Here is a 13,944-nt window from a genome sequence, read left to right on the forward strand (position 1 = left end):
ATATGGAGTGAGCGCTCGAGGTATGTGTGTGACGGCGGCCGTGCTGTTCGTTGTCGCATCGCTCGGCAGCGGCTGCACATCCGACGACGCTGGCTTCGCAGCGTCCGGATTGACATACGACGAGCCGCTTCCGTCTCCGGTGCCGACGATCGCGACTGAGGTTCGCGAGAGTCGTGGCCAAATCATTTCACAATCGCAGTTGGATCCCCTGTCGGAGAGAATCGGCGCACACGCTGCGGCGGCGAAACAAGCTGATTACCAGTCAACTTCAGGAGTTACTGGCGCACGCACGGAGGTATCCGGAGCCTTCTTCATTCCTCTGGGTGAACCACCGCAGGGCGGCTGGCCGGTCGTTGCTCTCGCGCACGGGACCTCCGGAACACAGCATGGTTGCGCACCTTCGCAGACGGCTGATCTGCGGGGGGAGGCAGGGCTCGTTGTTGCACTGCTCTCGAAGGGGTATGCGGTTGCGGCTACTGACTACCAAGGACTTCGCGAACAGGGGCTGCATCCCTATCTAGAGCCGCGTACCTCAGCGTTCAATGTCATCGATTCGGTGAGGGCGTTGCGTGCTCTCTTTGGCTCAGTGTCGGACCGGTGGGTGGCATTCGGGCCATCCCAAGGGGGGCAAGCCGCCTGGGCGGTCAACGAGTTGAACGGCACGTATGGCGACGGTTTGCAATTGCAGGGGACTGTGGCGTTGTCACCCGCAGTGAATATCAGCGATTTGGCAGACCGCGCTTTCAGCGGTGCGCTGACAGGGTGGCAGAGCGCGTTGATGCCACTGGTGGTCGATGGATTGGCTCGATATGACCGAACCATAGTGGTCAGTCATTACCTGCGAGGTGAGACGGCCAAGGAGTTGAACACCATCACCGGCTGCGGTCCTGAGGCACTGCACACTCGAGCACGTCTCGCAAAATCTGACGACGTCAAGCCGACTACTGTCGCCGATGCGACGGCGCTCAGGGACGCTCTCAGGCGCATCGCATTGCCTCAGGGCCCTCTGACCGTGCCAATGCTGGTGATGAACGGATCGAAGGACGAGTCCATCATGCCCAGTTGGGTGAGCGGGGCGGTCGAGCGCGCCTGCAACCTCGGCGGGCGTGTTCAGCACATGGAGATACAAGGAGTTGGCCAGTCCAACCTTGGCCATGACGCCGTAACGTTGCACTGGATCAGTGAGCGATTCGCTGGGCTGCCCGTTCCGCAAGGGTGCGGCGATCTACCGTGATGCCCGATGATGCGACGACAGAACGTGTGACTGTCAGCCGCTATGACCGCCGTAATGCGGGCCAGACGGCTCGGTACTTGGTCGGGCCCCTCGCCAACATGGACGATTCGCGCGCAATACGAAACCGCTTGCAGGTCATTGCTTCTCAAGGACCGCAGAATCGGATTGGGTTGATTCCTGATCCGTCGGACACACGTTGGGAATTCGACCGTACTACGGAGGCATTCGTGGTGACGGAAGGGCCGGCACCTGACATGACCGATCCCGCAAGAGTGATTGTGGACTTCCCGTTTCCAAGATCACGACCTGCGCCGATGCACATTCACTTGGCCGCGCCGTGGCTCTTACTTGAATTCGACCATGGCCTCGGAGGTGGCCGCCTCATCTCTAAGCTGATTGCAGCGATCACGTCGGACTCACCGGGATACGCGGAGCCGCGGGCCTCGACAGTCTGCACCCGACCTGGGTTGCGCGCATTCGTTCACGAGGTGCGAGAGAACCCAGTAGCGATGTTGCACGCACTGAGTGAAATGGGGCGGCGCCCAAACCGGCCCGTTGCGAACGGCAGTTTCACCGAGTCTCGGCAGCTCGTATACGCGCGCAGCGATGTTCATTTTTTGGACAAGCTCCGCGCTCGGCGCGATACGACATCGCCGACAGTCACCACCCTGGCGTGCGTAGTGTCATCGGCGCTGAAATCGCTAGAGTCGGTTGGAATACGCGCAGAGCCATACGTCGGTGTATTGGTCGACTTGAACCGCCATTTGCCACCGGAAGTAGAAGCACTGTCGAACTTTCAGGGGGTCGCTCCGATCGCTGTTTCGCCGCCATTCGGCGCTGTGCCAATCGCTACTGCATTGGCGGAGTACACAAGCGGGTGTCGGACGCTGGTCAGATTTGGTTTGGCTAACGGCCGCGATATGTTGCGATCGGGTATCTCACATGATGTCCAACGGTGTGAGAATCGAACGGCCACGCTTACGGTCTCAGACCACGGTGAGTCAGCGTCGCGAACGATCCAATGGCGATCCGCCAGCGATGGTCTGTTTCTGGGGCTGGCGCCGCTGGGGTCTTCGAACCAAATCAGTCTGGTCATGGGTCGCGTGGGATCGCAATTGCACTTGAGCGCTTCATTCTTCGGGTCACAATTCGACCGAACGCTGGTTGAATCAGCGTTGTCGCGCGTGGTTGACATCGCCGATGAGGTATCTGCGATCGGATGCTGCGAATGATGAGACAACTCGCCACTCGGCACACTGATGGCGCGCAACCGCGTGAGGGCAGGTCTCCGTCGTCTCGCGCAATAGATCCGAAGGGGCGCGGGAGGGCGAAGTCTCCGAAGTGGTCCGTACGCGACTTGACCGTCGGCTATGTATTCGGAGTGGTAACAGTCGTTGCAGTGCTGGCGGCCGTTTGGGGAATCAACCGGCTACCTGTCCACCGAGTAACCCCAACGCTGATTGCAAACTTCGCGGCGATGTCCAACGGCGCCGTACCAAAGGCAACCAGCGGCCAAACTTGGTCCAATTCGAGTAATGGAGCAGCGGGTTCCGAACTCTCAGTGGTAGACGGGAGATTGACCAACAATGCCGTGACCGACGGTGCTGCGGCCGGCATTCTGTCCGCGGATCTTCCATCAGCGGTAACTATGATCACCGCAAAGTTCGGGTTCGTCGGTGCGGGCTCGACGGGCAACGGTGCGGCCGTCATTCTGGTGAGTGCTGATCCTGCGCCAAAGTCCGAGAATTTGATGGCCCACCTTACGTCTCCGTGTTACCTCATCGTATCTCCCACGCAGGTCGCATTTGGCGTGGTGAATGATGGTCGGCTGAGTTTTTTGGATACCTCGAAATTCGATGCGCCGCTTTCTGACAACACAGAGCATGAGGTCCAGATGGAAGTCAATTACGAAACGGGTATAGCAAAAATCAAGGGACCTGACGGTCGGGTGCGAGTGCACAGTGATCCTCGGATCACGGCCAACAGAGGAAGTATCGCGAATTTCGAGGCCTACCAGAAGAACGCCGCGACCGATGACCGCGCATATTTCACTTATGTCGAGGCCGGATGACGGCGCAACTCCACGACAACACGGTTTCACAGTAAGGCAAGTCAATGGAAATCCAGGAGATCTTGCGGGTCGCAGGCGAGCGGTGGCGAGTGATCGCTTCCGCGATGCTGTTGGGTGTCTCGCTCGCGCTTGCTTGGACTCTCGCAGGACCTGTCGACTATCAGGCGCAGGCGCGCGTCATGATCGCGACGTATGGCAGCTTGGGATCCGCGATGGATGCGTACAACGGGGAACGAATCTCGCAGCTCCGGGCGCCCACCTATGCCCAAATATTACGGGGACCTGAGGTTGCAAGGCGCGCAGCAACGGCCCTGGGGGGACGCTTCACACCTGAAATGATCGAGAGGTCGTTGGATGCGCGCATCTCGGCTGCCATGCCGATGGTGGTTGTGACGGCCAAAGCCAGAACTCCGGACGATGCCGCACGGATCGTGACCATGGTCGAGCAGGTATTTGAGGAGTACGTCAAAGAAATCGAGCAGCCCGGACGGGACGGGTCACGCACGGCTGTGCGGTTGACTGGTGATCCACCGGAAGTTACCAGGGTCAACAATCCGATTACTACCGCGGTATTGGCAGCTATAGCGGGTTTGGTATCGGGGATCGCGATCGCACTCTACCGGGATAGGACGGACGAGGTGCTGCGCAGTCCGGGTCAGCTGGCCCGAGTCGGCCTGACATATCGCGGAATCGCCACGATAGGCGACAACGGTCGGCAGAATTCGCAGGAGGGATTTAGAAAGCTGGCTGTCGAATGCCTCATGAGCGACGATCGCGGAGGAACCCGCCTGATGGTGAGTGGAGTCGGCGCAGAAGCTCCGACCTTCGACGTCGCGCACGGCCTTGCAGTCGGCTTCGCCTCATATGGTCGCGCGACCGTGTTATTGGATACCGGCACCGACGAAGATTCGTCGCGTCCGGGGTTGTCGGATTTCCTAGCTGGACTAGCACCTTGGCAGGCCTGCACGGAATTGCCGCAGGCCGGCAGCGTGGCAACTGTTTCTGCCGGTTCTCAGCGTGGGCGGCTCGACGAGTTGCTGATACGTGCCAATAGGAACGGTCTGGAGTTGCCAGTGGATGCAGATGGCCAGATGGTTGTGGTGGCGCCATCGATTCTGGCATCGCCGGTTGGTGCTGCGTTGAGCGGCTTCGTCGATGCCTGTCTACTGGTAGCAACGCTGCACGTATCGCTGCTCTCAGATCTTGTCGAAGCCGCGCTGACGCTCGAGGCGCTCGAATGTCGCCTGGTCGGAATCGTGGTGGTGTCCGAGGACGGCCAGCGAGCCGTTCGAAAAGCCGGCAGGGAGTCGGTGCCTACCGATCTCGCCCCTGCCACGGTTGCCAGCTCGGAACCATGAGCACGTCAATCGGTAGCTTGGCTGTCGGTGGGCCAGAGAAGGGAAGCAACGCACCGGTTGGCACCGGTGGTCGGTCCGTGATTCTCACCGCCACCGACCAATTGCTGTCGAGTGCCAGTAACGCCCTGATGCTTTTTGCGCTCGGTCAGGTCTCGAGTGTGGACGAATTCGCAACTATCGGAATTCTCGTGGCGGTGGCTTTGACTTTCCTCGGATTCAATCGAGGAGGCCTCGGAACACCGGTGCTGTTGGTGAGCAACCTACCTAGATCCGCGATCCTCGCCGAATCGGGGTACGCACTGTCCTGGGCTTTTCTTGTGGCGGTTGTTGGTGCTGCTCCGGCTTTGCTGGTAGCTGGCGGAGTTATGGGCGACTGGACGGTCGGCGTCGCGTTTGCTCTCGCCATCCCCTTCGTTCTGGCGCAGGACGTACTCAGGATGGCTTGCATCGCCTTGAACCGGCCGGTTGTGGCGGTGTTGTCAGATGGCTTCTGGACGGCGTGTATGGCGGGCTTGTTCGTCGCGAACCTGATCGGGGTCGGCGCGTTACCGCTTTCTGTGGTCGGCTGTTGGGGTGTCGGCGCGGTTGTTGCTTGCGCGATTCCACTCGCAGTAACGGGCGTTCTTCCTCGATCCGCGGATCTTATGGGTTGGTGGTTGACCTACTGGCGGGCCCGCGTTCGATTCGGGGGTTTGTGGTCCGTCAACCAGCTTGGCGTCGTGTTGGTCCTATCGATTGCGGCTACCCTCGTGGGCTCTGCTGCTGCCGCCGGCTTGCGTGGCGCATATGCACTGTTTGGACCCATTACGATTCTGATCAGTGCTGTGCCACTGGTCTTCGTGCCGCATGCGCGGCGTGCCGCCGGTTCTGTTGACGACGAGTGGCATCTACTGGTGAAGTCGTCGCTCGCAATGTCAGTTCTAACCCTCGTCGCTACAACGGTGTTGATGGTGACGCCGTCGTCGATGGGTGCGGCTCTGATCGGATCCAGCTGGAAACCTGCCGCGGAATTGGTGCCGTACGTGGGACTTGAGTCAGCCATGTTGTGCTGGTTGGTCAGTGTCTATAGCTATCTGCAAGCGTGCGGTCTCAGCAAACTGCTGATTAGGTTCAAACTAATACAATTGGGTATCCAATTGTGCGCGTGCACGGCAGCGGGCATAGTCTTCGTGACATCGGCTGCAATCGGTTTGGCGCTTGCCGCCAGCGCCATGTTCACCACAGTTTGTGGACTTCAGATTGTGAGGCGACGTCAGCCGCGGAGTGCCCGCAACCGACTGAGGTTCGGCGGGCTCGTACATGCGGGAGGTCGGGGGTGATGTCGAAAGTTCTTGGCAATGTGGTTGTGGCACTGCTGGTCGTCACGGTTGCGATCCTCGCGGTCGCAGTGAATCACTGGAATGCGGCAACGACTCCGCCCGATCACTTTCGAGGCGTTCACGTCAGTACGTCAAAAACATCGTCTCCAGCGGCGGACGCGGTGCCGGCAACGGCGGTGTTTATCGGAGATTTCACGGCCGGATCCGATCAAGGTGGCGAGGGCGACAGAAATTGGACAGCCCAAGTAGCGGCCTTGGTCGGACCAGATCATCCCATTCGCGTGGTGGCCGACAATTCCGGAGGGTCCGGCTATGTCATCAGGGGTGCACTGACAACGTTTCCTGACCGGGTTCAATCGATTGTGACATCCGACGCAAACGTGGTTGTCATTGCGGGAAGCCGAGACGACATGGTCGCGGAGCCGCGGGACGTCCTCGCGGCGGCAGCGCAAACCTACGCAACCGTGCACCAAACGGCGCCTGGCGCGGTGCTCTTGGTGGTGGGACCATCGTGGATCGATGACAATCCGCCACCACGATTGTTACAGACGCGGGACGCGGTCAAGGCCGCAGCGCAAGCTGCCGGCGCCATTTTCATCGACCCCTTGGGCGATCACTGGTTCAGCGAACCCGGACTTGTGGCTCCGGACGGAATCCATCCGACCGATGAGGGCCACCACAAGATGGCCGTGTTGATGGCGCCGCTGGTATCGGACGCGCTGGACCGGTCCGCGTCCGGAACTCAATCACCGGCACGCGGAGATGTGTCAGTTCCGAGCGAAACGGTGACGCCGAATGCATTCCACGCTGGATAGCGAATCCCAGATTGCGAACGATCGGATTAGGGGAGCGGCCCGAATGAGGAACAAATTTCGCCAGCTGATGGGGCGGACCTCGCTGGTGTTGTTGGCGGCGTTGGCAATTGGATTTGCCGTCGGAATCGCGATTGTTGTCTTCCCTAAAGACAAGTTTGTTGCACGGGCGACATACTATGCCGCCCCCCCGAGGGCAAGCAGTCTTTCGGACGCGGTCATGGGAACCCAATATGCGGAAAACCGGGCTAAGTTGTACCTCTCGTTGATCGAAAGCGAACCGCTGGCGCGAGCCGTCGCAGCTGCGCTGAATGAACCGGATGGTGCACAGGCAATCAAGCGCCGAGTGAAAGCGACAGGCGTACATCAGACATCGCTCATAGAACTGGAAGCGAGTGGCCCGACTGCCGAGGCGGCGGTGGCTGTGGCTCGGGGATACGCACTCGTGCTGCCCGAGTTCGCGAAATCAGTTGAGGACCAGAGTGGCCTTCGTCAGGGACCTGCGCTGACATTGCTCGGACCGCCGGACGGTATTACAGCCAAACGAAAGGGTCTGCCGCCCTGGCAGCTCGTGAGCGCCACCACGCTCAGCGGTGGACTGATCGGACTCGCATTGTGTGGTTGGTATAGGCGGCGAAATCCAGTTGTGACTGGTCCGCGGGCCGCCCGCAGGCTCCTTGGTATTCGTTATATCCAAGCTGCCGCGTCGAATGACCTCCGCCGACTGGCGGCGTTGCTTCACCGGCGAAGCCGCAAAGATGGCGCCCTGTTGCTCGTTTCAGCCACACGCGCGGATCAATGCCATGAGTTCGTTGAGAAGTTGGCAGCAGAATTGCGAAACGAGCATCTTCCGGTGAGTGTGCTTCGATTAGTTGATATAGGCGCGGAACCATTCGCTCCCAACAGCAACGGAATGACGTTGATCGAGGCGTCGGAGTTGTTGGACGACTCAGTTGGCGCTGCGGCACTTCGAGGCCATGATTTCGAAACCGTCATAGTCACCCGCCGCAATTTCACCCGTATCCAGTCCGTTGTTGAACTCAATCGACTTCTCGAACTGAACGGTCGAGCCGCCGACGGGGTCTTCATCGTCCGCAGCCCCCGGCCCGGCAGAATGAAGCAGTCCGGGTCCGACGTTGCCACGAGCAGTGTGCCCGCGAACCCGTGGCCGATTATCGATGTCCTCGAGGAGGAAAAGGCATCGACCACGCAACGTTCTGCAGCGGGGGCTGGTCAAGCGCAGGAATCCACTGAATATGGGCCGCGTTACTTGTCCGAACGGGTGGGCGGCAAACACGATGCCTAATGGCCTGCTGCTATTGATCGCGGCAGTGTCTGTTGGCGCTGCCGGATGGTCGATGATCAACCGAACGTCTGCGGCTGCGCCGGCGGTGGCGTTATCACTCGTTATGTTGATCGCGGCTCTCGGCGGGCCGGTGTGGGAGTGGGCGAAGTTCGTTGGTGGTGCAGGCCTACCGCCGAATATCAGTGCAGCACCGTTCGGCGAATCACTGGCGGTGAAGGCTTTCCTGTGGGCGTGTATTGGTAGTGCCGTATCGACGTTTCTGATTCCTCGAGTACCGGATGCATTTCGTCAGTCCGCGGTTGATTGGCGTCCCTCGCAGCGTATGACGACCATTACGTTGGCGGCACTGGCGGTGACGTTTGTGCTATTTGTTGTTGGCAGCGGCCCCAGCTTCTTCAATCGTCAGTTGTACCTTGAGCATGATGGCAACCTATTTCTGCTGCGAGCTACGTTTCCGGTGGGAATCACCTTGGGCCTGGTATCACTGGTGCAGTCGACGGCCGAACGTCGCCGCGGAGTGCGTATCGCAATTTACTGTATGTCGATTGTCTGGTTCATTGGCTTGGCCGGTATTGGCAGCCGTTCTTCCCTGGCTTTTCCGCTGCTGGGCGTGGTACTTCTCATCGGTCGAAGTATCAAATCGCGCCGCATCCGTCCGGCGTCTCTGGCACTCGCTGCCGCATTGATTGCATTGTCGATTTTCACTTTTGGGGTCGTATTGAAAGCCCGAGAAGTCCCGCACGGATTGTTGAACCTGCCAACGTTGGCCGCAACATTTGTACACGATTCATCGACCTCCGCCGTTTCGCTGCTGACGCCGGTGAAACAACTATTGGCGTCAATATTCGTGTCATATCCGTTGGCTGAGCAGTCGGTCATTTACGACGTCGGCCTGCCGGTGCTGATTGCGAACGCCAATATCCTTCCGGGCACCAGTCAGCCAATGGAACTTGAGCGCTATTGGCCGTATGAATGGGCGCCGTTGTCATTTGCGGGAAGTTGGTATGGCGCAACGGGTGCACTCGGGCAATTTGCACTATTCGCCGTTTTTGGTTGGGTGTGTTGTTATACCTCCTACAACCTCCAGCGCAGTAGGTTTCGTGCTATGGAATACGTGCCACTGGCGCTGGCCCTATTAATTGCTGTCCTATCAATTGAGTATTCATCGCGGGGGGTATGGCGGACGTTCTCGCTGGCTGAATTCGGAATGATTGCATCATTCCTAGTGCGTGATCGTGTCGTGGGTTCTGCGCTAGACGTCGGCAACGTCAGCGGCCGTGTGGCCGCTGACGGTTTCGTGGGTCTACGATGACCTTTGCCTTCAGGTCTTCCATCTGCGCCTGATCGTGCGCCGGTCGGCCCGCGATGTTCTTCACATGCCTGCGAGGTGCCGTACCGTTCCGCGAGAATAGTGAACCGCCGAAAAGTTCGCTCGCCCATTGCAGGACAGGCACTTTCGCGTAGCTACATGCTCTCGCACACGGTGTTTCGCGAAAAATCTTGGGGTTTGGTCAGGGTGAGTCAGTCGCGGGTTCGTCAGCGTCGACTTTCTGCGGCGCTGGCGCGACCGTTTGCGAAGCGGACTCGACCGTTTGCGAAGCGGACTCAACTGGCGGCGGACTGGAACTGACGGTCTGGGGGGCGGGCTCGACAGTCTGGGATGGGGAAGTGGCCGCCTGGGACGTGAAGGCGTCCTCGCATCCTTCAACGGGCTGCTTGAACCACTCGGGATGCTGCTCTTTCGCTTGGCGACAGTCCTCTGGGTGTTGTTGACGCCATCTGACGGTTTCGTCGTGCTTCTTTGCGGCGTTACCCTCTGGGCTTGCGGCTGAGCGCCCGGGATTGCCGGCTGTCGCGACCTTTTCCTCGCAGTACAGAGACAAATAGATCCTTGCTGTCTTCGCTTCTTTCCGCCACGAAGTAACGATGCACTTTTTCATGTCGGCGGGGTCGCCGATAATGGTCGAATAGACAGGATGCATCTTCCACTTGTTGATCTGCGCGGACGCATCCCCATAAGTCAGCCCGACGAGCGGGTCTCCGGCTGAAGCGATTCCACCATTGTTGAGCGAGGCTGCGGAAGCTGCCAGCAGCACTCCAAGTGTCGCCGCGAAGCGTCCAAATGGAAGTGTCATAGCGCCACCTTCGGGCTCATAACGGATACGACCACCTGATGCCTGCCGGGCACGGCCGATGTGCATCAATAGTTGTCGGCCGAGGCTCGAGCATGAGCCGATGCTACGTTCCCGCAACGGCCCAGGGACGCGAATCGCCAAAATATTTGTCGGCGACGTCAATACCGCCAGTTCATCGACGAGGCCGTATCCACCGCAAGCGCAAGTCCCTCAAGCCTCACGTGAGCAGCGTGCACGCTGCGGTGGCCGTGAGTTACTGGATCGAAGCCCAAACGGGTTGGAGCATTAAGGAATTCGTAGATACCCTGCGCCGCTACCTTGCCGTCCAGGTTCAAGCCGGCACGCAGGTCCTGACTGCCATCATCGATGTCTGGATCTGGCAGCAATCGGCGACCGTACAGTGGACGTCTCAGCTACCGCAGCACTCAGGACGATTAGCTTGCGTTGTCGCGCTTCTTTATGTAGATGAACAGCATCGGCTGGAAGGCGGCTGGTAGATGTTTGTCGAGCCATCGAACGCTTCGGTATACGATCGGGCTCCCGAAATGATATGCGGGTTCTGAGGAACCGTACGTGATGAACACCTCAGAGGAATGGCCGAACGCTTTCCGCAATGTCGAGCGAGTGTTCAGTTGGTAGCGCGTTGGAAAGACGTCTTGAGGTTTACGTCCAGGTTGCACCGATGCCAGCATTCGCGTGTGCAACCCGTTCGGAACTGATCTGGCCGCGAGTGCAATGTGTCCGAACTTGTTGGGTGTAATCGCCGCGATCAGTCCACCGGGCTTGAGGACTCGAAGCAATTCATGAGCAGTAGCCTGTGGATCGTCGACGTGTTCGAACACCCAACGCGCGACGATCAGGTCAAATCGAGCGTCCGGGTATGGAAGCGGCGCACCAGGTTCGATGACGGTGGCGGCGTCCAGGAAGGGGTTTTCGAGGATTGCTTCATCGATGTCGCACCCGTCTAGGTGCGCGCATTTCCCCTGCAGGTTCGACAGGTTACGGCGAAAGTCAACATCATCGTCCTGCAGCGGCTCGCCTCGGCCAGCCCCGAAATCGAGGACGATATCGCTTGACCGAAGGGCTGAAGTAATTTGGGTATAAAAGCTAACCATGCCATCGACATGGCTGAATCCGCTTACATTGGATTCGGGGTAAAACCGGTGAAGCAATTCGCGGCTGTTCACCTTACTCATGGTACGTATGCGACTCCCCGAATTGCCCGGCACGCGAATATTGGCTATCGACATTCCGGCACACTGACGTCAGGCGTAACCTTGTCCACCAGCGGCTGAATCGGAACCCGTGCGGCGCCGGGGGATGTCGGCTCGGTTAGGTGAAAGGTGAGGACCCCAGACTGCTTGGGAGGGATGACTACTTGAAGTTCGAACACTGGATGCCCGCGCTCGACGCCTGCGAAGACCGGCGCCAATTGGCCGTTCGCGAATGCGGTCTCCAACTTGGAACCTTTTGTCGCTATCAGTTTGATAGAAGTCAGCATTGAGCCCCTTGGCATCGTCAGCTTGACGTTAGAGCTCAGACCTCCAACGCCTGCAACGTAATCCGGTAATTCCGTGTCGGGGGCGTCATTTGTCAATTTGAGTGTTACGGTGGAGTTTCGCGTGGGCCCTCCGCATTGATCGGCCGTGTAGGTGATCTCTCTCTTCAGGTAGTAGTCCATCTTGTTGCCGGCCAGGTTGTTGGCAACGAACTCAGCGTAGGGTGCTGCGTCATCGGGAATCTGGTGTGCCAGGGGCGTCTGCTCTAGGAGTGCCTGAGAGATCTCGGAGGAACTCCAGACTGCGATCCGCCGTTCGCCCACCGCTTTTCCGAGAGCGGCGAGCAGCTGGTGTGGCGATTGTATGGAAGAAGTCATCTTCTTCACGATTTCGGCGGCGATGTCCTGCAGGTACTGCTTGCGCGCGCTCTGGTCCAAAGGAAAGCGGCTGTAGGCGGTCGACTCCGTCAACTGGACCACGTTGTCTTTCGTTATTTCTTCGCCGTCAGGCATCGTGACGTGGCCGATGGCGCCGAGGATGTAACTCAATGCGACGGGGTCAATCGCGATTGCGCCGTCAACGTTCGATCCCGACTTCTGTGCCCACATCGACCGCCAAATCTGCGCCGCGTATGGAAAGTGCGAGCTCATATTGCTATTGCGGATGTCAGTGCCGGCATTGGCCCACGCATATTCGGCCGAGTACTCGGGCCCTAGGTCGACTGGCTGGAATAGGCCGGAAAGATCGTTGTCAGGGCCGAGTGTGCTGACGCTTGGTGCGCCGTCGTCGAAGTGCAAGATGCCAAAACCGCCTGTAATGCCGCCCGTGCCACGGGCCTCAGCGTTCGTCTGGAATCCCATGAAATAGGTGGTAGGACCATCTGCGCCCATCATCGCCGGTGCTATACGTGCAGCGAGCGCGGCGGTATCCAGAATCCTCGCAACCGTGGAGATTTGACTTTGTAGTTTGTCTCGGGCGTCGGCGACTTCGGAGAGATATGCGGGCTTGGTGACTGCCTTTGCCTCCGCGTCAAATCGTTTGGCTTCCAACGATAATCTGGCAAGCGTGGGCTCTTCGTTCCGCAGCGTGTGTACGTCCAGACGACTGCCTGCAAATAGCTTGTCCGGTGCCAGGGCCAGCCCGATGTGTGAGGCGGGTGTCAACACGTCATTGGCAAATCCGAGGATGACTTTCGACATCTGCTGGCCGGTTTCGAAAGGGCTGCCCAACCACGGCAGTTTGGCGGCCAACGCCCACGGAATGGACTCTGTGGCATCGCTGGCTTTCCGGGCGTGAGCCTGTACGGCGTTGGCATGCTGCACAGCTGCGTCGGCATGCCCCTTCGACAGGGCGTCTTTAGCCTGCATTGCTTCCGACCGCGCTTGCTGCAAATTCTGTTTTGCCGAGAAGGCTTCCACTGCCAACCAGCTCACGAGGCCCAACAACAAGCCGAGTGTCAACACCGTCAAGACGACCGAGCGGCGATGTCGCTGCAACCATTTCCTGTGGTTGGGGGTTTCCGGGGCGTCAGCCACCGCGGAGTCAGCGTTGTCCGGCACTCATTGGCACTTTCCTCAGCGGGGCGCAGGCGAACAGTCGCAGGAGGTATTTAGGGTGAATCACCGTTATCTGGCGTCCCCGCTGCGTCTAGCAGCCTCGTGTCAGGGAAAGAGTGACCGTGCCGTAGGGCCCGACTTTCAATCCCGCGCCGAGGAAGCACGCCGAGAAATTGATGTTCTGCGTCAGCCGCTTCCACGGATCCTGCAGGAAACCGGGGATGATCGAGAGCGGGGTAAATGTCCCCACCAGGATGGGTGCCCCTGGGCTCGGGTTCGACCCGGGTCCAATCCACCACCACGGATCGTTCTGCCACCACGTGTTGAGGGGTGCGAACGCCAGCGGTGACTGGGCGATGTTGTCCAGGATGTGTGTCACTGGCGCGAGCGGCGCCGGCGCGGAGATATCCGCTTGCGCTACCGGAGTCAGGACGGCGGCCCCAGCGACCGCGCAAGCGGCAGCGCCGACCTGCAGCTTGGTCTTGGTGTTCGAAACATGCATCGCGAGAACAGACATGGTCCGAGCCTTCCGCCGATGAGATCGATCCTCATAGGAGTGTGACAGAATTGGCGGTGCACGTCAATAACTTATTGACGCGGGTGTGGACAATTTCTGACCAGGTCTGGCGGGGCTAACGGCGCGGCCGGAGGGCG

12 protein-coding genes are annotated in these 13,944 nt (G+C 59.3%); 7 read left to right on the plus strand and 5 right to left on the minus strand.

Annotated features, from left to right (window positions below):
* Positions 1-28: 28 nt before the first annotated feature.
* The 7 genes from ACJEIK_RS01275 (at position 29) to ACJEIK_RS01305 (ending at position 9,412) form a co-directional block, all read left to right on the plus strand.
* A complete protein-coding gene (locus tag ACJEIK_RS01275) occupies positions 29-1,234 on the plus strand; it encodes a lipase family protein (RefSeq protein ID WP_409430901.1) in 1,206 nt (401 codons plus the stop codon).
* Between the two features lie 1,399 nt (positions 1,235-2,633).
* Complete coding sequence (locus ACJEIK_RS01280; RefSeq protein ID WP_409430902.1) at positions 2,634-3,305, plus strand: hypothetical protein; 672 nt, start codon at positions 2,634-2,636, stop codon at positions 3,303-3,305.
* A gap of 44 nt (positions 3,306-3,349) precedes the next feature.
* Entirely contained in the window at positions 3,350-4,663 is a 1,314-nt protein-coding gene (locus ACJEIK_RS01285; RefSeq protein WP_061004000.1) for a hypothetical protein, read from the plus strand.
* 77 nt (positions 4,664-4,740) lie between these two features.
* Positions 4,741-5,982, plus strand: a complete 1,242-nt coding sequence (locus tag ACJEIK_RS01290) for a hypothetical protein (RefSeq protein WP_061004003.1) — start codon at positions 4,741-4,743, stop codon at positions 5,980-5,982.
* Entirely contained in the window at positions 5,982-6,797 is an 816-nt protein-coding gene (locus tag ACJEIK_RS01295; protein WP_082762334.1) for an SGNH/GDSL hydrolase family protein, read from the plus strand. Before ACJEIK_RS01290 ends, ACJEIK_RS01295 begins: the two co-directional genes overlap by 1 nt.
* A gap of 43 nt (positions 6,798-6,840) precedes the next feature.
* Complete coding sequence (locus tag ACJEIK_RS01300) at positions 6,841-8,100, plus strand: hypothetical protein (protein ID WP_162563510.1); 1,260 nt, start codon at positions 6,841-6,843, stop codon at positions 8,098-8,100.
* On the plus strand, positions 8,093-9,412 hold the full coding sequence (locus ACJEIK_RS01305) for a hypothetical protein (RefSeq protein ID WP_162563511.1): 1,320 nt from the start codon (positions 8,093-8,095) through the stop codon (positions 9,410-9,412). The genes ACJEIK_RS01300 and ACJEIK_RS01305 overlap by 8 nt, the downstream gene beginning before the upstream one ends.
* Positions 9,413-9,611: 199 nt before the next feature.
* Here ACJEIK_RS01305 and ACJEIK_RS01310 read toward each other — a convergent pair whose 3' ends face one another.
* The 5 genes from ACJEIK_RS01310 to ACJEIK_RS01330 form a co-directional block, all read right to left on the minus strand.
* Entirely contained in the window at positions 9,612-10,235 is a 624-nt protein-coding gene (locus ACJEIK_RS01310) for a hypothetical protein (protein ID WP_162563556.1), read from the minus strand.
* A 158-nt stretch (positions 10,236-10,393) separates the two neighbouring features.
* On the minus strand, positions 10,394-10,621 hold the full coding sequence (locus tag ACJEIK_RS01315) for a hypothetical protein (protein ID WP_162563557.1): 228 nt from the start codon (positions 10,619-10,621) through the stop codon (positions 10,394-10,396).
* 48 nt (positions 10,622-10,669) lie between these two features.
* Entirely contained in the window at positions 10,670-11,422 is a 753-nt protein-coding gene (locus ACJEIK_RS01320) for a methyltransferase domain-containing protein (RefSeq protein ID WP_082762267.1), read from the minus strand.
* A 53-nt stretch (positions 11,423-11,475) separates the two neighbouring features.
* Complete coding sequence (locus tag ACJEIK_RS01325) at positions 11,476-13,293, minus strand: DUF4012 domain-containing protein (RefSeq protein WP_324609727.1); 1,818 nt, start codon at positions 13,291-13,293, stop codon at positions 11,476-11,478.
* Positions 13,294-13,381: 88 nt separating this feature from the next.
* A complete protein-coding gene (locus ACJEIK_RS01330; RefSeq protein ID WP_409430903.1) occupies positions 13,382-13,807 on the minus strand; it encodes a hypothetical protein in 426 nt (141 codons plus the stop codon).
* Positions 13,808-13,944 lie beyond the last annotated feature (137 nt).

Source organism: Mycobacterium sp. SMC-16, assembly GCF_046250085.1.
Lineage (GTDB): Bacteria > Actinomycetota > Actinomycetes > Mycobacteriales > Mycobacteriaceae > Mycobacterium > Mycobacterium phocaicum.